The sequence below is a fragment of the Chitinophaga sp. 10T418 genome (assembly GCF_056394125.1).
This window is the reverse complement of record NZ_JBFTHG010000015.1, coordinates 203,514-223,236: the sequence shown is the minus strand read 5'-3', so window position 1 is coordinate 223,236 and position 19,723 is coordinate 203,514. Positions and strand designations below refer to the sequence as shown.

24 protein-coding genes are annotated in these 19,723 nt (G+C 45.7%); 4 read left to right on the top strand and 20 right to left on the bottom strand.

From position 1 onward, the window contains the following. Positions 1–30: 30 nt before the first annotated feature. From AC1DCV_RS31630 to AC1DCV_RS31580, 11 genes are all read right to left on the bottom strand, one after another. On the bottom strand, positions 31–1,002 hold the full coding sequence (locus AC1DCV_RS31630; protein WP_477026925.1) for a GSCFA domain-containing protein: 972 nt from the start codon (positions 1,000–1,002) through the stop codon (positions 31–33). A gap of 9 nt (positions 1,003–1,011) precedes the next feature. Next, entirely contained in the window at positions 1,012–1,863 is an 852-nt protein-coding gene (locus AC1DCV_RS31625; RefSeq protein ID WP_477026924.1) for a hydroxymethylglutaryl-CoA lyase, read from the bottom strand. 77 nt (positions 1,864–1,940) lie between these two features. Then, a complete protein-coding gene (gene rlmB / locus AC1DCV_RS31620) occupies positions 1,941–2,762 on the bottom strand; it encodes a 23S rRNA (guanosine(2251)-2'-O)-methyltransferase RlmB (protein ID WP_477026923.1) in 822 nt (273 codons plus the stop codon). A 20-nt stretch (positions 2,763–2,782) separates the two neighbouring features. Beyond that, the gene (locus tag AC1DCV_RS31615) at positions 2,783–3,346 is read right to left on the bottom strand and encodes an NUDIX domain-containing protein (RefSeq protein ID WP_477026922.1); all 564 of its coding nucleotides are present in this window, start codon (positions 3,344–3,346) and stop codon (positions 2,783–2,785) included. A gap of 123 nt (positions 3,347–3,469) precedes the next feature. Next, positions 3,470–3,910 carry a GNAT family N-acetyltransferase gene (locus tag AC1DCV_RS31610; protein ID WP_477026921.1) on the bottom strand — a complete coding sequence of 147 codons (441 nt, stop codon included), beginning with the start codon at positions 3,908–3,910 and terminating at the stop codon, positions 3,470–3,472. Between the two features lie 129 nt (positions 3,911–4,039). Continuing rightward, positions 4,040–4,960, bottom strand: coding sequence for an EamA family transporter (locus AC1DCV_RS31605; protein WP_477026920.1), 921 nt, complete (start codon positions 4,958–4,960; stop codon positions 4,040–4,042). Beyond that, the gene (locus AC1DCV_RS31600) at positions 4,953–6,368 is read right to left on the bottom strand and encodes a pyridoxal phosphate-dependent decarboxylase family protein (RefSeq protein ID WP_477026919.1); all 1,416 of its coding nucleotides are present in this window, start codon (positions 6,366–6,368) and stop codon (positions 4,953–4,955) included. Before AC1DCV_RS31600 ends, AC1DCV_RS31605 begins: the two co-directional genes overlap by 8 nt. 141 nt (positions 6,369–6,509) lie before the next feature. Continuing rightward, the gene (locus AC1DCV_RS31595) at positions 6,510–6,995 is read right to left on the bottom strand and encodes a methylated-DNA--[protein]-cysteine S-methyltransferase (RefSeq protein WP_441575392.1); all 486 of its coding nucleotides are present in this window, start codon (positions 6,993–6,995) and stop codon (positions 6,510–6,512) included. 9 nt (positions 6,996–7,004) lie between these two features. Further along, entirely contained in the window at positions 7,005–7,913 is a 909-nt protein-coding gene (locus tag AC1DCV_RS31590) for a DNA-3-methyladenine glycosylase family protein (protein WP_477026918.1), read from the bottom strand. 67 nt (positions 7,914–7,980) lie between these two features. After that, the gene (locus AC1DCV_RS31585; RefSeq protein WP_477026917.1) at positions 7,981–8,421 is read right to left on the bottom strand and encodes a carboxymuconolactone decarboxylase family protein; all 441 of its coding nucleotides are present in this window, start codon (positions 8,419–8,421) and stop codon (positions 7,981–7,983) included. Between the two features lie 28 nt (positions 8,422–8,449). Further along, positions 8,450–8,797 (bottom strand): SnoaL-like domain-containing protein, encoded by a 348-nt coding sequence (locus tag AC1DCV_RS31580; protein WP_477026916.1) that lies wholly within the window; start codon positions 8,795–8,797, stop codon positions 8,450–8,452. A gap of 96 nt (positions 8,798–8,893) precedes the next feature. On the opposite strand from AC1DCV_RS31580, the gene AC1DCV_RS31575 reads away from it, so the two are divergent. Both AC1DCV_RS31575 and AC1DCV_RS31570 read left to right on the top strand, forming a co-directional pair. Next, entirely contained in the window at positions 8,894–10,324 is a 1,431-nt protein-coding gene (locus AC1DCV_RS31575) for an aminotransferase-like domain-containing protein (protein ID WP_477026915.1), read from the top strand. A gap of 73 nt (positions 10,325–10,397) precedes the next feature. Next, positions 10,398–11,828: an aminotransferase-like domain-containing protein gene (locus AC1DCV_RS31570; RefSeq protein WP_477026914.1), complete on the top strand. Its 1,431-nt coding sequence runs from the start codon at positions 10,398–10,400 to the stop codon at positions 11,826–11,828. A 237-nt stretch (positions 11,829–12,065) separates the two neighbouring features. Here AC1DCV_RS31570 and AC1DCV_RS31565 read toward each other — a convergent pair whose 3' ends face one another. From AC1DCV_RS31565 to AC1DCV_RS31550, 4 genes are all read right to left on the bottom strand, one after another. Continuing rightward, the gene (locus tag AC1DCV_RS31565) at positions 12,066–12,815 is read right to left on the bottom strand and encodes an SDR family oxidoreductase (protein ID WP_477026913.1); all 750 of its coding nucleotides are present in this window, start codon (positions 12,813–12,815) and stop codon (positions 12,066–12,068) included. A 20-nt stretch (positions 12,816–12,835) separates the two neighbouring features. Next, positions 12,836–13,591, bottom strand: coding sequence for a glucose 1-dehydrogenase (locus AC1DCV_RS31560; RefSeq protein ID WP_477026912.1), 756 nt, complete (start codon positions 13,589–13,591; stop codon positions 12,836–12,838). Between the two features lie 136 nt (positions 13,592–13,727). Beyond that, positions 13,728–13,997: an ArsR/SmtB family transcription factor gene (locus AC1DCV_RS31555; RefSeq protein ID WP_134643411.1), complete on the bottom strand. Its 270-nt coding sequence runs from the start codon at positions 13,995–13,997 to the stop codon at positions 13,728–13,730. 39 nt (positions 13,998–14,036) lie between these two features. After that, positions 14,037–14,366 carry a helix-turn-helix domain-containing protein gene (locus AC1DCV_RS31550; protein WP_477026911.1) on the bottom strand — a complete coding sequence of 110 codons (330 nt, stop codon included), beginning with the start codon at positions 14,364–14,366 and terminating at the stop codon, positions 14,037–14,039. A 115-nt stretch (positions 14,367–14,481) separates the two neighbouring features. Between AC1DCV_RS31550 and AC1DCV_RS31545 the strand changes: the two genes are divergently transcribed. Together AC1DCV_RS31545 and AC1DCV_RS31540 are read left to right on the top strand one after the other, a co-directional pair. Further along, positions 14,482–15,561 carry an alkene reductase gene (locus tag AC1DCV_RS31545; protein WP_477026910.1) on the top strand — a complete coding sequence of 360 codons (1,080 nt, stop codon included), beginning with the start codon at positions 14,482–14,484 and terminating at the stop codon, positions 15,559–15,561. Between the two features lie 93 nt (positions 15,562–15,654). Then, the gene (locus AC1DCV_RS31540; protein WP_477026909.1) at positions 15,655–16,128 is read left to right on the top strand and encodes a hypothetical protein; all 474 of its coding nucleotides are present in this window, start codon (positions 15,655–15,657) and stop codon (positions 16,126–16,128) included. Positions 16,129–16,222: 94 nt separating this feature from the next. Here the strand turns inward: AC1DCV_RS31540 and AC1DCV_RS31535 are convergent, their stop codons facing one another. The 5 genes from AC1DCV_RS31535 to bla form a co-directional block, all read right to left on the bottom strand. Continuing rightward, the gene (locus AC1DCV_RS31535; protein WP_477026908.1) at positions 16,223–16,921 is read right to left on the bottom strand and encodes a hypothetical protein; all 699 of its coding nucleotides are present in this window, start codon (positions 16,919–16,921) and stop codon (positions 16,223–16,225) included. Then, positions 16,908–17,480, bottom strand: coding sequence for a hypothetical protein (locus AC1DCV_RS31530; RefSeq protein WP_477026907.1), 573 nt, complete (start codon positions 17,478–17,480; stop codon positions 16,908–16,910). The genes AC1DCV_RS31535 and AC1DCV_RS31530 overlap by 14 nt, the downstream gene beginning before the upstream one ends. 1 nt (position 17,481) lies before the next feature. Further along, positions 17,482–17,811 carry a hypothetical protein gene (locus AC1DCV_RS31525; RefSeq protein ID WP_477026906.1) on the bottom strand — a complete coding sequence of 110 codons (330 nt, stop codon included), beginning with the start codon at positions 17,809–17,811 and terminating at the stop codon, positions 17,482–17,484. Positions 17,812–17,820: 9 nt separating this feature from the next. After that, positions 17,821–18,558, bottom strand: coding sequence for a hypothetical protein (locus AC1DCV_RS31520; protein WP_477026905.1), 738 nt, complete (start codon positions 18,556–18,558; stop codon positions 17,821–17,823). A gap of 150 nt (positions 18,559–18,708) precedes the next feature. Further along, the gene (gene bla / locus AC1DCV_RS31515; protein ID WP_477026904.1) at positions 18,709–19,611 is read right to left on the bottom strand and encodes a class A beta-lactamase; all 903 of its coding nucleotides are present in this window, start codon (positions 19,609–19,611) and stop codon (positions 18,709–18,711) included. Between the last annotated feature and the right edge of the window lie 112 nt (positions 19,612–19,723).

The window sequence follows — 19,723 nt, the reverse complement described above, 5'->3', positions numbered from 1 at the left end:
ATACCGCCTCTCTCTTTTATACGTTATCTGCTATTTAAAATGTGCCAGCAAGTCGTCGAGCTTCAGCTCCGGATGCTCCGCCATCAACTGTTTCACCCTTGCGGCGTAGGTATGTAAAAACTGTTGGTGCTGACTGCTTTCCCGGTTAAAGGGCCGGTGATGCGCGGCACGGTTGATGTCTGCGATCTGGTGCAGCAACCCCTGACTACCTTCGCTGATACAGGCTTTAATCACCTGTTCCCATACATAATTGATGGCCAGTTCATTCGGATGTACCAGGTCTTCTTTATAAAAACGATAATCGCGTAAATCATCTATCACCAGCTCATAGGCCGGGAAATAAAAGAGGCGGTTAAATTTATTAACAAGATGGTGCACTGCCTGCAGTAATACCGCTTTGCTGAGGTTATTTTCCACTACCCCATCCCGGATATATCGCACCGGGCTAACGGTGAAGAGTATATTAATTTTCTTATTACGGAAAAATAAACGGTGCATCACGTTGTCCAGCGCCGTCACTACTTCATCTACCGTCAGCAGGCGTTTGTAAAAATTTCCGGCCGGCACTTTATGGCAGTTACCCACCAGGCGGCTGTTTTCTTTTAACACATATGCATGTGCAGATCCCAGCGTTAGTATCAGCCAGTCGGCCTGATCGATAGACTGCACCGCTGCTGCCTGCATACGGTTGATATTCTCAAGGGCAGCTTCGGGCGTAAGGCCAGAAAAACGGCTATGATGATCCCAGCTGTTCCAGGAATCGTTATGTTGAAATAAGTCTTCCCGGGTATATACTTTCCCATCCAGGTAACTGGTCAATGCCCCGGTAATACTCAGTGGATTATATAAAATGCCATGTGGATTAATGAGGGTGTTAAACCGGTGTTCCTGCAACTTTTCGCCTATTTCTTCCGCAAAACAGGAACCCATCAGCAACAACTCCTGCTTATATTGAATAGCAGTGGAGAGTGGAGCTACCGGAAAACTCAAATGAAATTGCATGTATTACAGTTAATCTTTAAAAACGGCATCTGCCACTCGCTGTGCACCGCGTAATGCTGTCATATCCAGGGTGAGCGGCTCTTTCCGCTGATGACAGAAAGCAATCAGGTTTTCAGTGGCCAGGTTACCTACCAGTTCATCTTTCGCCATCGGACAACCGCCAATACCTTTAATGGAGCTATCAAAGCGCTTGCAACCCTGTTCGTAGGCTGCCCGTACTTTTTCTTCCCAGTTGTAGGGCGCTGCGTGAAAATGTGCGCCGAATTCCACATCCGGATAAGCGGGAATCAGGTGTTTAAACAAACCGGTAATGGTGGCTGGTTCTGCTACTCCTACTGTATCAGCGAGGGAGATAATGCCTATTTCCATCTTCACCATTTCTTCTACCCATTGCAATACAATTTCATGGCTGTACGGATCTCCGTAAGGATTACCGAACCCCATAGAAATGTATACTACCAGTTCTTTCCTGTTTTTAATACAGAGTTCCTGCATGGAGTGTACCTGTTCCAGTGACTCTGCAATGGTTTTATTCGTATTTCTTAACTGAAATGTTTCTGAAATCGAGAAAGGAAAACCCAGGTAATTGATTTCATCAAATACCACGGCTTCTTCCGCGCCGCGCATATTTGCTACAATTGCCAGCAACTTGCTTTTAGTGCCGGATAACTGCAGCCGGGGTAATACGTCTTTCGTATCGGCCATTTGCGGAATGGCTTTGGGAGATACAAAACTTCCAAAATCAATCGTATCAAAACCAACTTTTAACAAAGCATCCAGGTACTTCACCTTCTCATCAGTGCTGATCATCCGGTGCCATCCCTGCATCGCATCACGCGGGCATTCAATTAATTTTAGCATAACAAACCATTTGCGGAAGTACGCGGGTTATTTCTTACCCAGGGTAATACTGAGTAAGAAATAAATCCGCATAGTCCTTATATATTTACTGTTCTTTGTTTCAGTGCTTCGTAAAGAATAATTCCTGCGGCCACCGATACGTTAAATGATTCGAAGTTACCGGCCATGGGTATACGAAACAGTACATCGGAAGCTTTAATCAGTGCAGGGTATACGCCTTTATCTTCCGATCCCATAATAATGGCTACCGGCTCTTTCAGATCGCAGTCGTACAATTTGATGTCGGTTTCCATTTCACTCGCCAGTACTTTAATACCGTTGAGGTGCAGGGTATCAATGGCTTTATTCAGGCTGTTAACGCGGCAAACGGAAATCTTTTCCAGGGCGCCTGCGGAGGATTTTACGGCTTCTTCATTCAGTGCGGCAATACCTTTATCGGGGATAATGATGGCCTGCGCGCCGCAACACACCGCGCTGCGGGCAATGGCGCCTATATTACGTACATCTGTAATACCATCCAGGATCAGGAACAGGGGTGTTTCTCCCTGGTCTATCACATGAGATATTACATCCTGTAAATCCAGGTAGGTAACATTCCCCGCAATGCCTACCACTCCCTGGTGGTTGGCCTGGGTAAGCCCGTTGAGCTTTTCTACCGGTACATAGTTGACCGGAATATTATTCGCCAGGGCCATTTCCCGTATTTGCGGGATGATTTCGCCCGTGGCAGTGCGCAGCATAAAAATGCGCTCAATGGACTTGCCGGAGCTCAAAGCCTCCAGCATCGGCTGCCGGCCAATAATCATGGTAGATTGCTTTGGCCGCTGCGTTGCATATTTTTTAGGGCCGCTTTGCCCTTCTCTTCTTTCACCCTTGAAAGCGTTAAATTTCCTTTCCATGTGCTGCAAAGGTAACGCGTTTATTTGTTTAATAAGCCTTCATAGCCCATGAGCTTCACTTTTTGTATAGCCGCTACCGATAAGGAATCAGTGATTTCAAAATCTTTTACCATACGATAGGCTTCTTCAAAAGGCACTTTTTTAACAAATAACTGCTCCGTATCTTCCGGTTCCGCCTCCCGCTGCTCCAGCCCTCTGGCCAGAAATACCACTCCCTCTTCGTCAGAAACGGAGTTGGACAGGTCCATTCTCGTAATGACTTCCCAATGTGTGGCCACCAGCCCGGTTTCTTCCAGCAATTCCCTTTTGGCACTGTCCAGCGGATCTTCTCCCAATGGGCCGCCGCCTTCCGGGATTTCCCAGCTAAACCGCTGCAATGGGAAACGATACTGCCCTACCAGGTAAATATTCATCTCCTCATCCAGTGCTACCACCCCTATGGCCTGGTTTTTAAAATGTACCACGCCATAAATGCCGGCACCACCCACAGGATTCAGTCCTTCATGATGCCATACGCTGATCCAGTTATTATCGTATCTCGTTTCCCTGGAATGAATGGTCCAGGGGTTCTTCGTTGTGTCCATATAGAATAAAATTACGAATTAAGAATTACGAATAACAGATTTGTGGGTAGATAGCCAAATGTTAATCATCTGCTGTTGTCTATCCACAAATCTGTCATTCGTAATTTCTAATTCGTAATTCCTTTAGAGTGACTTATAATAGTAATAAGAATTTGTATCCTTTATGAACCCTTCTTTTTCATAAAGTGCCTGTGCAATTGTGTTGGCAATATAGGTCTGCAACATCAGCCAGGCGGCGCCCGTTTTTTTGCCGTGTGCGGTAGCAGCATCTATCAGGGCTTTGCCGGCACCTTTACCACGATGTTCTTCCAGCACATATAAATCATTCAATAACCAACCTCTTTTCATACCCAAAGAAGTAAATATCGGGTACAGTTGTGTGAAGCCGACAATTTCATCTCCTTCCAGCACCACGAATATTTCGCTGTCTTTTTTTTCAATTCTTTCGGTAATAAAAGCGAGTGCTCCCTTGAAATCCGGGGCCTGATCGTAATAACTGCGGTAAGCCTCAAACAATACCGCCACTTCATTGGTATGTAACTCCGTTGCCTGAATAACTTCCATAAGATAATATTTTATTGAATGCCTGCTCAATTTAACTCATTTCCCCAACAAAAGAAAAGATGCTCTGTCCGGTGAAAACCGGGGTGAACATCTGACTATTAACTTCTACCTTAAAAAATATAGCTATTACTATTTTGTAGTCATGGCAAGACTTTTCTTATTCTTATTGATGGCATTATTTACCAGGTATACGCCGCCGATGGTGATCAATGAACAGATCCCTGTCAGCCACGTAAGTTGCTCATGTAAAATCAACCAGCCCAGCAACACCGCTACCACGGGATTGATGTAAGCATAGATGGATACCTGCGCCGGCGGCAGATTGTTCAGCGCAAATACATAGGCAGAATAGGAAAATACGGATCCTACCAATACCAGGTACAGCAGGCTTTCCCACAGCTCTGTCGTGAACGTACTTACTTCTATATGTTGTCCCAGGAAGAAAGTAGCTACTATCAACATAATGATGCCGCTAAAAAACATCTGGAAGCCGGCACCATACAGGTAATTTACGCCCAGCGCCCATTTGGCAGTAAGTACGGAGCCCAGTGCCCAGAATATACAGGACCCAAAGGCGATGAGGATACCAAACTGGAAATCCGGATTCATCAGGCTGGACAGATAATTATAAAAGATGCCCGCCACGCCGCCAAAGCCAAGGATCATTCCAATGATCAGCTGTAAGCTGAGCCGCGTACGCTGCACCAGGAAATAGCTGGCAATGGTGATCCAGATAGGAATGGTGGCTGCAATGATCGCCCCTAATCCGCTGGGAATATATTTCATGGCCCAGGTGAGTAAACCATTACCGCCACAAAGCATCAGCGTGCCTATGATAAACAACTTCGACAACACCATCTTCTCCGGTAACTTATATCCCTTCAGTAAAAAGAAGCCTGTAATTAAAAATCCGGCTGCTCCCTGTCTTATGCCTGCCAGCATCACGCCATGCATGTGCCTCACCCCTACACTGGAAGCCAGATAAGTGGTTCCCCAGAAAATACTTACAATGGCAAGCGCGATGTAAGCATTTTTATTTTGTTTACGCATAAGTATATTTATTCACTATTTTTTCTGCGAGCACTTTCATGGCGTCATACACCATGGTTACATCTTTCCCGCTGGTTCTCCAGTTTACCAGCGCAGCGCGTATGGCTTGCCGCCCATCGTATACCGTAGCCGTCATACACACTACCCCGGATGCATTCAGGATCTCCAGGTACTCTTCCACTGCCGCTGCTTCTTCTGCTGCGGCTACATTCAGGGTAAAACAAACTACACAGAGTCTTACCGGCGCCAGTAGCACAAAATTCGGATCATCGCTGAGCAAAGTCCCCAGCTGTCTGGCCAGCGTAATATTATTTTCTACCATCCAGCGGTAGCCTTCTTTGCCGTAGGCCATCAATGAAAACCATGCCGGTAAGGCGCGCTGCCGCCGCGAGTTTTCAGGAATGTGGTTAATGAAGTTGAATTGTGCCGCCGGGTCACCGAGATAGGCAGCACCGGCATTCTGAAATACCATCGTTTGCAATTGCGGATGCCGGCAAAAAATCATCGCAGCATCGTAGGGAACATTCAACCACTTATGTGCATCAATGGTGATACTGTCTGCCTGCTCCCATCCATTCAACAAATGTTTCCATTGATCACTGCAAGCGGCAAAGCCACCAAAAGCAGCATCCACATGCAACCAGAAGCCATACTCATCACGCAGCTTCACCAACTCGGCGATGTCGTCAAAATCTACCGTATTCACCGTGCCGGCATTGGCTACATAAATAAAAGGGCCCTTGTTCTCCTGCAAATACTTTTTTAATGCCGGTATGTCCACACATTCGCGAGACTCGGGCACGGCTATACGTACCAGGTTATTCCGTCCCAATCCCAGCATAGACATGGCCTTGCTGATACTGGAATGCGGGGTACCGGACAATACTTTCAATCCGGATAATGCCGCCATACCATCAGCTGCAATATCCACCCCCAGCTGTTGTCCCAGCCACTGCCGGCCCACAGCAAGTCCAGTAAAGTTGGACATAGTGGCGCCGGTAACAAAGCAGCCCAGGAACTCATCCGGCAATCCAAACAATTCTTTTAATAAAGCAATGGTTTCCGTTTCTATGTAAAAAGCAACTGAACTTTTATCTGATGAATTCAAATCCATAGCAGAAGTCAGCCAATCCCCCATCAGGGAAGCAGGCGTTACTCCTCCTGTTACAAAGCCCCAGTAACGTGGCCCCGCAGCAGCGGTAATACCATGACCATACCGTTGCCGGAACATTTCCAATGCAGCGCCCCCACCGATTCCCGCATCAGGAATCGACACCTCACAATTAATCTCTACCTGTTTATCAGCTGCCAGCTTATCTATAGAGGATAAAAACCTACTGCTAAAGTCTTTGGTTAACTGTAATAGCTGATCTGTATGTTTCAGATCGTCCTGCAATTTCAAATCCATGGTTACACGATGTTGATATGTTATCGATTGTAATTCAGGGTCAAAATTGAGACAATTATTGGTGTTAAAACAGATGCAGTTTTGTAAATTTTGAGGATATCAGATTGGGGACATTTTTCTGACGTGGAAAAAACAGTACGACTAGAGCAACCCGGTGAACAAGTCTACTCTTTCATGTTCTATCAGCCAGCGTTTACGCCAGATACCGCCGGCATAGCCGGTCAGCGTGCCATTGGCGCCTATCACCCGGTGACAGGGCACAATGATAGCCAGCCTGTTTTTTCCATTGGTGGTACCTACCGCACGAATACTTTTAGGATTATGAATCCGGCGGGCCAGCTGCTGATAAGAAATCGTTTGTCCGAATGGAATAGCTAACAGCTGTTGCCACACAGACTGCTGAAATTCGGTGCCTTCCTGTGAAAGCGGGAGGTCAAATACTTTACGGTCGCCAGCAAAGTATTCATACAGCTGCTGTGCACAATCGAGCAATAATGCAGGTGCCTGCGGAAAATCAACCGCCGGCTCCTCCGTGAAAGATACCGCATTAATAAATTGAGCAGTTCCGCTGATTAATAGCGGACCAACGGGGGTGTCTATACGTAGATGATATACTCCTTCTTCCATGCTAATAATCTATTGGGGTAATAAAGACCTCCACAAATAAAAAGTGGCATATGCCGCATGCTCCTTCCATGGCCGGGTGTATTCCTGTAATGCAGTCATGGAAGGTTTGCTTTCCAAATCTAATCTATTTTTTATAGCATTCTGCAAACCAACATCTTCCAACAGCACAGATTGTGGGAAACGACGGTATTTCATCAGCGCATAATTGGCCGACCAATTCCCAATTCCTTTGATGGCTACCAGCCTTTCCAATGCGGCCTCATAACTCATGGCATCCAGCACCGCTTCGGTCAGGTAACCATTTGCCATTTGCTTAGCCGTTTCTACCAGGTACAATGCCTTGCTACGGGAAAACTGCATCGGCGCCAATTCCTCAGGCGCCAAAGCCGCTATCACCGCCGGATGCGGATATAAATAAAAATCAGTATCGTTTACCACGGCATGATAACCAAAGTTGGTAATAAAACGTTGACGGAGTGTATAAGCAAAAGCGAGGTTGATCTGTTGACCTATGATAGGCCAGCTGATAGCTTCAAACAGATCGGGCATCCCTATCAGCCGCAGGCCATGGTATTCCTGCGCCAATCCCTTTAACAGCGGGTCTGTTTCCGTATAATCGTAAAAAGATTGCAGGCTGGCATCCAGGTGCAACCAGTGCGTAATAAATTTCTTAATGGGTTCTTCTGCTACAGCTACTCCCAATGGCGCCAGTACCGTCACTTCCAGGTGATCGGGTTTCCGGCCGGGTGCAATTTCCACCACCACTGGTTCCCCTTCTGATAACAGCATCCGCTGCACTTTTCCATTACGGATATAGTGTAAACATTCCCTGTCTGATCTTCCCAGGAAGCGCAGACACTCCTCAAAAGAAAAGTGCTGCGCCTCACGAATGGGAATTAATATTTTCTGCAAAGCCATACACAAAATTAAGCAATGCAAATCGGAGACAACTGCGATTTCTTGCTGTTTTTTGTCTTGCCCGCAATTATCCTATCGGCTGAGCCCTCGATGTAATGGCGATCCGGTTCCACGCATTGATCATCACAATGGCGAGTGTAATTTGTGCTACTTCTTCCGGTGTAAATACTGCCAGCGCAGCATTGTATACATCATCCGGTACATGGGTGGTGCTCACCAGTGTTACCGATTCAGTGAGGGCCAGCGCTGCACGTTCTTTGTCGGTATAGTAAGGCGCTTCATGCCAGGCATTCAACCCATAAATGCGTTGCTCGGTTTCCCCCATTTTGCGGGCATCTTTGGTGTGCATGTTCAAACAAAAAGCACAACCGTTGATCTGGGAGGCACGGATTTTTATGAGTTCAGATAACGTCTTATCGAGACCAATAGAATTAATAAAATCCTGTAACCCCAATAAGGCTTTCAACGCTCCCGGTACGAGCTTGTAAATGTCCATTCTTGCTTCCATAATAGTAGGTGTTTATTAAGTGAATGTTTTAATAGAAAAATTGTTCGCGGATGATCTTACCATCTTTTACATGATACACACATAGTTCGTTTCTCGTTCGCCGGCCGATGTTGACGATGGTAACATCCATCAGCAGCTGCAGCGCAAAATAGTCGTCTGCTACTATGGGCTCCGATATTTCCAGCAGATGCCGCTCCAGGATATTGTCCAGGAACAGCTGTTCTTTAGCCATGATAGCTGGCAGTCCTGTGGTAATACGGCCGTCGGGTTCTATGTTTACCGCATCCTCATGAAAAAGAGTGGCCTGCGCCTCCGGAAATTTCCACTCCCGGCAAAGTTGAGCCAATGTATAAGCGATCCGTTTAACAACTGTCATGATAGTGATTTGTGGATACAAAATAACAGCAAAAAACACCACCAAAACAGATACAGAATTATGAATATTAAAGCATAACAGATTACCTTTAGGGAGATGAAAAAGAATAACGGGTTTATATACCTGAAACTGGCGGAAAAAATTCAGCAAATGATCAGCGGCGGCGTATATACCGTAGGTGACAAGCTTCCTTCTGTGCGGTCGTTACACCAGGAACACGGTATCAGCATCAGTACTGCGTTACAGGTATACACCCACCTGGAAAAAAAGGGCTGGGTGGAAGCAAGAGAAAAATCAGGATACTTTGTTCATTATGCACATAATATCCGGCCAAAACTACCACCGGTATCAGATCCGCTGCCCAAGGCGGGCAAAGTACAGATCAACGAAAAGCTGGCCATGTTCCGGAAAACAAGCCAGTCGCAGAAAACCATTTCATTGATAGGCGCCTCCCCGGATACCTCCCTGCTGCCTTCTGTGAAGCTAAAGAAAGCGCTCCAGCTCTGTGCCCGCGAGCTCGATACTTCGTATATCCCTTATGGTGATATCACCGGCCACGAGCCTTTCCGGCGCCACATAGCCAGACACTGTCTCAACTGGGGACGTGCAGTATCTCCTAATGAAATCATCGTCACCAATGGCGCTATTGAAGCAGCAGTACTCTGCTTGCGTGCAGTGGCCAAAGCTGGCGATACCATTGCCATAGAATCACCTACCTTTTTCGGCCTGCTGCTGGGCATTGAAAGCCTGGGTATGAAAGCACTGGAAATACCTACCGACCCGGTGACCGGCGTTAGCCTGGATAAACTCGAAGATGCCTTTAAACAAAAGAAAGTACAGGCCTGCCTGTTCGTCACCAACTACAATAATCCCCTGGGCAGCTGTATGCCTGATAACAATAAAGAACAACTGGCAAAACTATTACAGCAATACCAGGTACCCTTAATAGAAGACGATGTATATGGAGATCTGCATTTTGCGCCGGAACGGCCCAGAACAGTTAAATCGTATGATGAAGAAGGACTGGTGCTGTATTGTTCTTCCTGGTCCAAATCCATTGCTGCCGGTTTGCGCATTGGCTGGGTGATTGGAGGACGCTACCATGAAAAAATTGCGCAACTTAAATTCATGACCTCCGCCAGCACAGGCTTGTTACCACAACTGGTGCTGACAAAATTCCTGGATCAGCAACGACTGGATCTTCATCTTAAATCACTGCGACAGGCACTCAACATGCAAACCATGCAGATCACGAAGGCCATACAGGAATATTTTCCGGGAGAGACACAACTGACCCGCCCCAACGGAGGCATCAGTTTATGGGTCGTGCTACCCCCTAAAGTCAATACCTGGCAGCTCCATGAAGCAGCGGTGTCACAAGGCATTACCTTCACACCCGGCTCCCTGTTTTCCAGCCAGGACCGGTATCATAACTGTATCCGGCTTACTAATTCCAACCCCTGGAATGATGACCAGGAATGGGCAGTTCAGACACTCGGTCGCCTTATTGGCAAACAGCTAAAATGACTTCTCCCGAAAAAAAATAAAATAAAAACAGATGCCAAATTTGTACTTTTGACCAGATCAGATTTGCATTGCCATGATAAAAACCGCCGATCACCTGTACCTGCAGGTAGCTGATAACATAGAACAGCTCATAGAAAAAGATGTGATGAAAATAGGGGAAAAACTACCTTCTGTGCGCATGCTCAGCAAGCAGCAGGGGATCAGTTTAACCACCGCTTTCCAGGCATATTATCACCTGGAATCAAAGGGCCTCATTGAATCCAGACCTAAGTCCGGCTATTATATCCGATTCGCCTCCCGGCGCATGCCCGCTATGCCCAATACCTGCGCACCGGTAAAAAAAGCCAGTGAAGCAACGGTGAGTGATATGGTGATGGAAGTATTCAGTCACCACAGAAACCCCAACATCCTGAATTTTTCTGTGGCTACTCCACCGCCAGAGCTGCTGCCTGCCGCTAAAATGGCGAAAGCCGTGGTACATGCACTCCGCAACCTGCCCAATAACGGGATCGGCTATGAAGAGTTGCAGGGCAATGCGCTGTTACGCGGCCAAATTGCGCGGATGTCATTAGCCTGGGGCGGCGCTTTTACAGCAGATGATGTGGTAACAACCAGCGGTTGTATGGATGCACTCACTTTGTGCCTCACGGCCGTTACACAACCCGGCGATACCATTGCGATCGAAAGTCCCGCTTATTACGGCTCCATGCAGCTGGCGGAAAGCCTGGGGCTGAGAGTGCTGGAAGTGCCTACTCACCCTATTTATGGAGTAGACCTCGAGTACCTCGACAAAGCCATTCCCCGTCATAAAATCAAAGCCTGCCTTTTTGTAACCAACTACAACAACCCGCTGGGTTCCTGTATGCCAGACAAAAATAAAAAGGTGCTGGTAGACATGATGGTGAAATACGATATTGCCCTGATAGAAGATGATATATACGGAGACCTTTATTTCTCCAAACAACGTCCTGCCAACTGCAAAACATTTGATAAATACGGGCATGTATTACTCTGCAATTCTTTTTCCAAATCACTGGCGCCGGGCTATCGCGTAGGATGGACGATGCCTGGAAAATACAAGGAAAAGGTATTGCTGATGAAACAAAATCACTCCATTGCATGTGCTTCGCTGCCACAGGCGGCGGTAGGACATTTCCTGGAAATTGGCCGCTACGAATTTCACCTGCGCAATTTGCGGAAAATGCTGCATACCCAATGTTTACGGTACTCTCAGGCGATCAACGAATATTTTCCGGAAGGTACCCGCATCTCCAGACCGCAGGGAGGTTGTGTACTGTGGATAGAGCTGGACGAATCCATCAATACATTTGAATTGTTCCAGCAGGCCCTGAAACATAAGATCAGCTTCTGTCCCGGCAGAATTTTTTCGCTACAGAACAAATACAATAACTGTTTACGTATCAGTTTTGGTAATGCCTGGAGCAAACAGGTAGATGATGGATTAAAAACATTGGGGAAACTGATCAAAAAAATGAGTGCATAAAATAAAAGGACCGGAATATGATTATTCCGGCCGCTGCTTTACCTACAACTTATATTTTATGTTTTAAAAAGTTGCTGCCAGATACCTGTATAGCAAGCGGCATCCGGCAGGCAACCAATGGGATTAACATCCTAAACAACCGTTAACTGTAAATCAACAAAGAAATTCTTTTTGAGGTCCTTGCTGCTGGTGCAGCATTTACACAATGCTGCACACGGCAACGCCCAGGATCATTTATCAACCAATCAACGGATGTACCATAAGTCCACCGTCTACATTATATTCTCCGCCTGTAATAAATGAGGCTTCATCGGAAGCCAGGAAGGTGACCATGTTGGCGATATCTTCCGCTTTGCCTAACCGGCCTAAGGGAGTGATATTGCCCAGATGTGTTTTAAAAACATCCGGCATACCTACCTTTTCCAGTAACGGCGTGGCGATGATGCCAGGGTTCACGGTGTTTACCCGTATTTTCCGGCTGGCCAGCTCTCTCGATAAAGTTCTGCCCAATGAATTCAATGCTGCTTTGCTGGCAGATACTACGGCTGCATTTGGCGTGCCTGAATAAGCATTCAGGGCCGACAGCAGCGTAATAGAACCTCCATCGTTAATGAGCGGTAATAAGTGCTGTATGGTGAAAAAGGCGCCTTTGAAATTAACGTTCATTAATTCATCGTATAAGTCTGTTGTAACCGTTTCAAACGGTGCCAGTTTCGCCACACCCGCATTTATAAACAAGGCATCAATTTTTCCAAAACGTCCCTGTATATATTCCGCTAACCGCTTCGCATCATTCAAATCCGACTGATCTGCCTTAAAACCTTCTGCAGGGTGCCCGAGTGCATGTACGGCATCCCGTACTGCATCAGGATTACGACCTGTTATCAATACCTTTGCTCCCTTTGCTAAAAAAGATGTGGCTGTTGCGAAACCTATACCGCTGTTACCTCCTGTGATAACAACTATTTTATCCTTCAATGATGACATGAATAATCTGTTTTGAGAAATTAGGCGATTAATGGATGTACGCTAAGGCCGCCATCTACATTGTATTCTGCGCCGGTGATAAAAGAGGCATCGTCTGACGCCAGGAAGGATACCAGTTTGGCGATTTCCTCAGGACGACCAATTCTGCCTACTGGTAACTTTTGTGCCAGGTGTTCTGCATTAATGGCCTCTTTTGGCACCCCTGCTTTTTCCAGGATAGGTGTATCTACCGGTCCGGGATTTACTATATTCACCCTGATCTTTCTGCCGGATAATTCTCTAGATAAAGTACGGCCCAGTGAGTTCAAACCCGCTTTGCTCGCGCTGTACACCGCTGCTCCCGGCATACCGGAATGTGCGTTTACAGATGATAAAAGGATAATGGTGCCTCCATCGTTAATTAACGGGAGTAAGTGCTGTACCGTAAAAAATGCGCCCTTCAGATTAATGTCCATTATCCTGTCGAAGTCTGCTTCAGTTACATCTGCCACATTCGCAAATGCACCAATACCAGCGTTTACAAACAGGATATCTATCTTACCATAACGGTCACGCACATACTCCGCCAATTTTTTTGAGTCTTCTATCTTTCCCTGGTCCGCAATAAAACTATCTACGTCCTTTCCAAGTGTAGCCACTGCCTGCTGTATGGCATCCGGCTTACGCCCTGTGATTAATACCTTTGCGCCTTTCGCCAAAAAATCTGCTGCTGTTGCATATCCTATACCGCTGTTACCGCCCGTGATGACAGCGGTTTTGTGTTGTAATAGTTCCATCCTATTGATTTATTTAAGTTTATCAATGTAATAACTCCAAAAAAAAGAGAAAATCTTCTCTATCAATTCATTAATTTAAACATTTCAATGTATTAACCTATAAAAAAAGCCGTTGGTAAACCCGCCCGGTAGTCCCTCAGCTTAATTGTAAAAAGAACATCGACAATTGCTTCATCATCTCTTTATTGAGCGTTAATTCCACAATTCTGCCATTTTTTGAAGAATTCAGCACACCACTTTCAACCAGGATCTTCACATGGTGCGATACAGTGGGTTGCGATAAACACGTAAACTCACATACATCACCACAAATCAGCTTGCCCTTCTTAACAACCTCCATTAAAATAGATAATCGGTGCTTGTCGGCGATGGCATTTGCTGCTTTTTCTATAACTGCTAAATCCATAGAACAAAAGTAATACTATTTTCCAAATATCGAAATATTTCAATGAATTTTTTTTTGAAGCTCGCTTTTTCGCCCCTCTTTCCGGTAAGCCAACGGCGTTACCCCGTAATATTTCTTAAACAAACGGCTTAGGTGGCTTTCATCCGTAAACCCCGGCTCATCGGCGATTTCCCCAATGGTAAGGTCGCTGTAAGACACCCGTAACTGCACCAGGCCCAGCTTATAATAAATAATGAACTGCTGCCGGCTCTCCCCCGGCTGCTTTTTAAAGAACTCCCCGATATAGTTCTGGGAAAGATTGAATTTTGACGAAAGGACCTCCTCCCTCAGCATCTCCCGTTCTCCGACATATTCCCGGTAATAATTCAAAAGGCGTGTACAAATTCCGGGCTTCCATAACCTGCAAAATTACAGTAATCCCCCCGGATTATACCTGTTGCGTCCCATTCACCACCAATAACTTTGTACCATAAAAAATATACAGATGAAATTACTGGAATCAATTAGCGCAGCATCACTACCTCTTGCCAACAGAGTAGTGATGGCGCCTATGAGCAGAAGAAGAGCTACCAACGGTGTGCCACATGATATTGTAGCAACTTATTACAGTCAACGTGCCAGTGCAGGACTGGTGATTGCAGAAAGCACCGTGATCAGTGCCAATGGTATGGGATACGCCGATCTGCCAGCCATCTACAATGATGCACAAATAGCCGGATGGAAAAAAGTAACGGATGCAGTACATGCAAAAAACGGAAAAATATTTCTGCAGCTGGTACATTGCGGTAGATTGGGTCACCCGCTCAATCTCCCTGGTGGTGGCCCATTGGTGGCTCCCTCCGCAGTAACAGCAACAGGCAGTGTAGACACCGCGCAGGGACCGCAGCTCATGCCAACGCCGGAAGCGATGAGCACTGCTGCTGTGGAAGAAATGATTGCATTACATGTACAGGCCACAAAAAATGCGTTGACAGCAGGCTTCGATGGTGTTGAAATACACGCCGCGCATGGTTATCTTATTGAACAGTTTATGCATCCACTTACCAACCAACGTTTTGATAAATATGGCGGCAGTATAGAAAAGCGTAGCCGCTTTGTATTAGACATCGTAAAAGGCTGCATAGAAGTCGCTGGCCCCGACCGGGTAGGCATCCGTTTTTCTCCTTTTGCGGCATTGAATGGCCTGACATTATATAAAGAAGAAATTGCCACACATCTGTACCTGACCTCAAAACTAAACAGCATGGATATACGATATATTCATCTCTCTGATCAGTCAACAAATGGCAGTGTACCTATCCCCGGAAATTACATCAGTTTGGTACGACAACAGTTTAATAATTGGTTAATTTTAGGTGGTGGTTTCACCGCCGACCGCGCAGAAAAAACACTGCAACGCAACGAAGCAGATCTTATTGCATTCGGAAGGCCATTTATCTCCAATCCTGATCTGGTGGAGCGTTTCAGAGATCAATATCCATTAGCCGCGGCAGACAAAAGTACTTTCTATGAAGGTGGCCCCTCCGGACTCATTGACTATCCCTTCATGACGACTTTACAATAGTTGTACTCCGCATATTTTTATATTATCTTTATAGCTTACATGTGTTGGACAGCCAACAGCCGTATAATCAAATATGCCAAACAAACTATTGCTATGAAAGCCATGAAAAATCAACTTTTATTACCTATCGCGCTTTTTACTTTCGCGGCCTGCCATGAAAGTAAAATACCGGAAGAAAAAATGGAGACTGCCGCTGCGCCACCACAACCAACCGTATCCGCGGCAGGCGCTGAAAAAATTTCGCATCCTTGCGCTATTCTTTATTCACCTGATAGTGCCCAACTGGCAAAACTAAAAAAAGAAAACGGGGAAGAAGCTTTTTTTACCATCGCCGATGACAACTCCAACTACATGGCCGATGCACGTATTTTCCTGGAAGGGAAAGGTGTAAAAATAATGGAACCTACCGGCGGCAAAATGCACTTTCTGTCTAAAACCGGCAATGCTACCACCATTGACTTAAGCGATCCTAAATATAACTGGGAAGCATGGATATATGATGGTAACAAACTCAGTAAAATAGATTTGACGGATATCGAAAATGAGTATAAAAAATATATGAGGTAAGCTTTTAGCCATTAGCTGTTAGCTGTTAGTAAATGCAGCGGAGATTATCATTTGTTGATCTTTGCTGCATTTACTAACAGCTAACAGCTAATGGCTAAAAGCTTACCGCCTCCGGCGGTTTGCCTGAAAATATAAATCGGTGATCTTTATTGGTAACACTTACCAGCTTCTCCTTTGATATCAAAAATGCTTCGCGGTTAAATTGTAACCTGCCTAATCCTTCTCCCGGTGCAATGTGCAGCTTGTTCACATCCGGCGGCAATGGATAATCAAAAAATGCCGTATCATACATACTGTGCAATATATTCAAATGCCGGTAAGAAGGTTGATCCAGCAACACCTCAAATCCATCCTTGGTTTCTTTCACTGCTGGCATCGCGTCCATAGCGGGATGCGCAGAAAAATCAAAAACAAGATAAGGTACATGCTGATAGTTAAATGCAAACACCAGCAATATTTTCCCGGACGCCACCTTGGTATCCTGCGATGCCTGAATAATATATTTCGGCGCCGGTTTATCTGAAGTCAGATAAAGCGTATCGTGCTCCTGTTGCCAGGTACCTTTTGTAAACTGGTCCACCGCGCCATAGCTGATAGAATAAATAAAGCGGTGATTCTCAAACAAACAAAACTCTTCTGCTACTTCCATCTGGTTGGCACTATAGCAGCCGATGGTTAAGGTATTGCTTTTACTCATATCAACATTTTGTGCAAAGATCCGCACTGCCGGTAATAGCAGCAATGCCAGCAGCAACAGGTTGCCATATGCCATGTATGTTTTACCGCGCATCATTTTGCAGTTGCGATTTACTATACTCCCGTGTAAAATCATCTGCACGGAAAAGCTTGGATACCCATGCCTGCGACACATTATCAGACACCGATACTGATTTCGGGAATGGCGTTACTACATCATACCACCAGCTATTGATGATATATGTGGAACTATCAACCTGGAAAGGACCTTTAATTTCATTCCCATTCCAGATGATAACACGCTTAGGAATATTATCCGGCCCCTTGTCTGCCGCATAAGACTGGGTCCACAACACATATTTTGCGCCCAGTGGATTGATCAGTCCTCCTTTTCCAGGTTGATTGTCTTTAATCGTAAACGGCATGGGCATACCGTTACCAACCGCCACCTCGTGATTGCCGGGTTTAATCTTTACTCTCCGGTATTCATGCGGCGCAAGCTCCAGCTTAATATTCCCATCTAATACAACTTTCAGTGGCTCATTAGTGGGATTGTCGATGTAATATTTTTTCCCGGTATCAAATACATCACAGGCACATAAGGATGCTGCTAGCAAAATAGCCAGGAGGGCTATCTTTCTGTATTTATGCTTCATGCTATTCTTGTTTTAACCGCAGCTTGCGAAGAAACTGCTTGATGCCGGCAATGAGTGCAACTGCACCTATCACTGCTATCACAGCCGGAAACAGCCAGGTACCAGCCATATCGTAGCAAAGTTTTTCAATACTGGTCATTCGCATACTGCCACCACTCGCCTCCCAGGCTACCATTTCCCGGTAGCGCATAATCGCAAAGGTAAAAAGTGCGCCACTGATAATGATCGTCCATATCAGCGTGGGCCAGGGGCTTTTAGACATGCTGTTAACGTATTCATAATCGCTGTCATGATGCGTTACTTTTTTCCGGGGTTGTTGTTCTTGTTCCATCAGGTATGTTTATTTATCAGGTCGAACAATTTTGGAGATCCTGCCGGGTGAATCATCTTCCTTATGCGGTACTATGGAAAAGAAATTATACTGCTTCAGGCTTTGAAGAGAAATGGTGACAGGTGTTTCACTGAACGAAGTCGTTTCTTTTTTCAGATCATTCCAGAAGCCGGATTCAAATTCGTTGATAAAGTGGTCGGGGGTACTCACCCTGCTGGCATTGCCCTGCACGAGAACGATGTTATCGCCATCTATTTTAATGACTTTAAACAGTGCATACACATTATTGGTAGTAGTGGCGCTGTTTTCATTGCGTACCAGGGTACCACCCGTGCTGGCGTAAAAAATATCACCGGGGTGCGGGTCGGCTACGTAAGTTGCCAACTCTTTGTCGCTGGTCGACTTTCTATGTTTGGCGAACTGGGCAACCACCGCCAGCACAAGAATGAAAGCTGGAATCACGATCATACCTCTCCACATGCGAAGGGGTGTTTTGGTCGTTGCCTTCAACTCTTTATATTTCGCTGTAATTTCGGGCGTCCACTTGGCTGCCGGGATTCTTTCTCCGTTATCACAAAATGCTACACCATATTTCAGAGAAGGCATCATAGGTCCTACAAACCATACGTATCGCTGCAATACAGCGATGGTAACACCATCGCCGCCACTATTGGGTAAAGGGCATGCTAATCCCGGATAATGTTTTCGGGTATGTTCTACGGATCTGATCTGGTAAACAATAAACATAAGTGTGCGGGTTTGTTTGTTACGGTTTTTCTATATAGTTCCACCCGGTAAGGCTACATTACATTCAAGGCCGGGCTTAAAGGGTACTACCAATCAATTGCAATATTCAGGAATTGTTAACGAACCAGCAACTATTCCCCCATCATTTTTTTAATAGGCATATGCATCCCATACTGCCTTAGCTACTTTTGCAATGGTAGCATCCCGTTCCTGCTCAGTAGCTTCGGCGTCTGACACAAATACGGTAATGGCTATATGATTTCCATTCGGCAGGGTAATAATGCCCACATCATTGTGTGCGGCTGTCTGCCCATTGATTGTCCAGGCTGTACCGGTTTTATGTGCCACCACGGTACCGGCGGGTAATAATCCTTTCAGTCTTTTAGCGCCGGGGCCGGAAGTCGTCATCAGGTGCAGTAAATAGTTCCTGCTGCTGTCTGACAATACCGGTGTGCTGTAAAACTTCTCTAATAGCTGCGTCATGGCCATTGGTGTGCACCAGTTTTTATACTGTACCATCGGCAGCTCCTTTTGTACCTGCGCTTCTTCTGTAGTAGCGATATTGATCTGTTTTACACCCAATCCGTGAATATATCCGTTGACCTTTGCCGGACCTCCCAGTAACTTAAAAAAGATATCACAGGCACTGCCATCGCTTTCACAGATGTTATATTCCAACAGCTCTTTGATGGTTAATGTGACGTTACCTTCCGGATATTTTTCCCGGATGGGACTATGCCCGGAAGTAGTCAGGTCTGATTTGAGGATTTTCACGGGTTGATCGAGGCGCATTTTGTGCGCATCTACCTGCTGCAAAATAGCAATGGCTACCGGGAACTTGTACACACTCTGCATCGGAAACCGTTCATCGCGGTTAAACGATATCGTATCTTTTGTTCCCAGTACCCGGGCGTATACCCCAACCTTTCCTGATATATTTCCGGCAATAGTGGCAATTTGTTGCCGGAGGGATTGCTGTGCGGAAGCCGCAGGAAGAAAACCACCAAAACAAGCCACCATGGCCCATGTAAATATTGAATTCCTTTTCATCATATGGTCATTAATAAATATATACTCCCTAATATAAAGCATAATTCAGCAGTCGACTTCAATTTTACATTTAGAATTTCATCTTCTTAATATTATTTTAGGCTCCAAATACAGA

Bases quoted from the DNA above. Each gene is read 5' to 3' on its own strand.
- AC1DCV_RS31630 (WP_477026925.1), bottom strand. From the start codon at position 1,002: ATGCAATTTCATTTGAGTTTTCCGGTAGCTCCACTCTCCACTGCTATT.
- AC1DCV_RS31625 (WP_477026924.1), bottom strand. From the start codon at position 1,863: ATGCTAAAATTAATTGAATGCCCGCGTGATGCGATGCAGGGATGGCAC.
- rlmB (WP_477026923.1), bottom strand. From the start codon at position 2,762: ATGGAAAGGAAATTTAACGCTTTCAAGGGTGAAAGAAGAGAAGGGCAA.
- AC1DCV_RS31615 (WP_477026922.1), bottom strand. From the start codon at position 3,346: ATGGACACAACGAAGAACCCCTGGACCATTCATTCCAGGGAAACGAGA.
- AC1DCV_RS31610 (WP_477026921.1), bottom strand. From the start codon at position 3,910: ATGGAAGTTATTCAGGCAACGGAGTTACATACCAATGAAGTGGCGGTA.
- AC1DCV_RS31605 (WP_477026920.1), bottom strand. From the start codon at position 4,960: ATGCGTAAACAAAATAAAAATGCTTACATCGCGCTTGCCATTGTAAGT.
- AC1DCV_RS31600 (WP_477026919.1), bottom strand. From the start codon at position 6,368: ATGGATTTGAAATTGCAGGACGATCTGAAACATACAGATCAGCTATTA.
- AC1DCV_RS31595 (WP_441575392.1), bottom strand. From the start codon at position 6,995: ATGGAAGAAGGAGTATATCATCTACGTATAGACACCCCCGTTGGTCCG.
- AC1DCV_RS31590 (WP_477026918.1), bottom strand. From the start codon at position 7,913: ATGGCTTTGCAGAAAATATTAATTCCCATTCGTGAGGCGCAGCACTTT.
- AC1DCV_RS31585 (WP_477026917.1), bottom strand. From the start codon at position 8,421: ATGGAAGCAAGAATGGACATTTACAAGCTCGTACCGGGAGCGTTGAAA.
- AC1DCV_RS31580 (WP_477026916.1), bottom strand. From the start codon at position 8,797: ATGACAGTTGTTAAACGGATCGCTTATACATTGGCTCAACTTTGCCGG.
- AC1DCV_RS31575 (WP_477026915.1), top strand. From the start codon at position 8,894: ATGAAAAAGAATAACGGGTTTATATACCTGAAACTGGCGGAAAAAATT.
- AC1DCV_RS31570 (WP_477026914.1), top strand. From the start codon at position 10,398: ATGATAAAAACCGCCGATCACCTGTACCTGCAGGTAGCTGATAACATA.
- AC1DCV_RS31565 (WP_477026913.1), bottom strand. From the start codon at position 12,815: ATGTCATCATTGAAGGATAAAATAGTTGTTATCACAGGAGGTAACAGC.
- AC1DCV_RS31560 (WP_477026912.1), bottom strand. From the start codon at position 13,591: ATGGAACTATTACAACACAAAACCGCTGTCATCACGGGCGGTAACAGC.
- AC1DCV_RS31555 (WP_134643411.1), bottom strand. From the start codon at position 13,997: ATGGATTTAGCAGTTATAGAAAAAGCAGCAAATGCCATCGCCGACAAG.
- AC1DCV_RS31545 (WP_477026910.1), top strand. From the start codon at position 14,482: ATGAAATTACTGGAATCAATTAGCGCAGCATCACTACCTCTTGCCAAC.
- AC1DCV_RS31540 (WP_477026909.1), top strand. From the start codon at position 15,655: ATGAAAGCCATGAAAAATCAACTTTTATTACCTATCGCGCTTTTTACT.
- AC1DCV_RS31535 (WP_477026908.1), bottom strand. From the start codon at position 16,921: ATGATGCGCGGTAAAACATACATGGCATATGGCAACCTGTTGCTGCTG.
- AC1DCV_RS31530 (WP_477026907.1), bottom strand. From the start codon at position 17,480: ATGAAGCATAAATACAGAAAGATAGCCCTCCTGGCTATTTTGCTAGCA.
- AC1DCV_RS31525 (WP_477026906.1), bottom strand. From the start codon at position 17,811: ATGGAACAAGAACAACAACCCCGGAAAAAAGTAACGCATCATGACAGC.
- AC1DCV_RS31520 (WP_477026905.1), bottom strand. From the start codon at position 18,558: ATGTTTATTGTTTACCAGATCAGATCCGTAGAACATACCCGAAAACAT.
- bla (WP_477026904.1), bottom strand. From the start codon at position 19,611: ATGATGAAAAGGAATTCAATATTTACATGGGCCATGGTGGCTTGTTTT.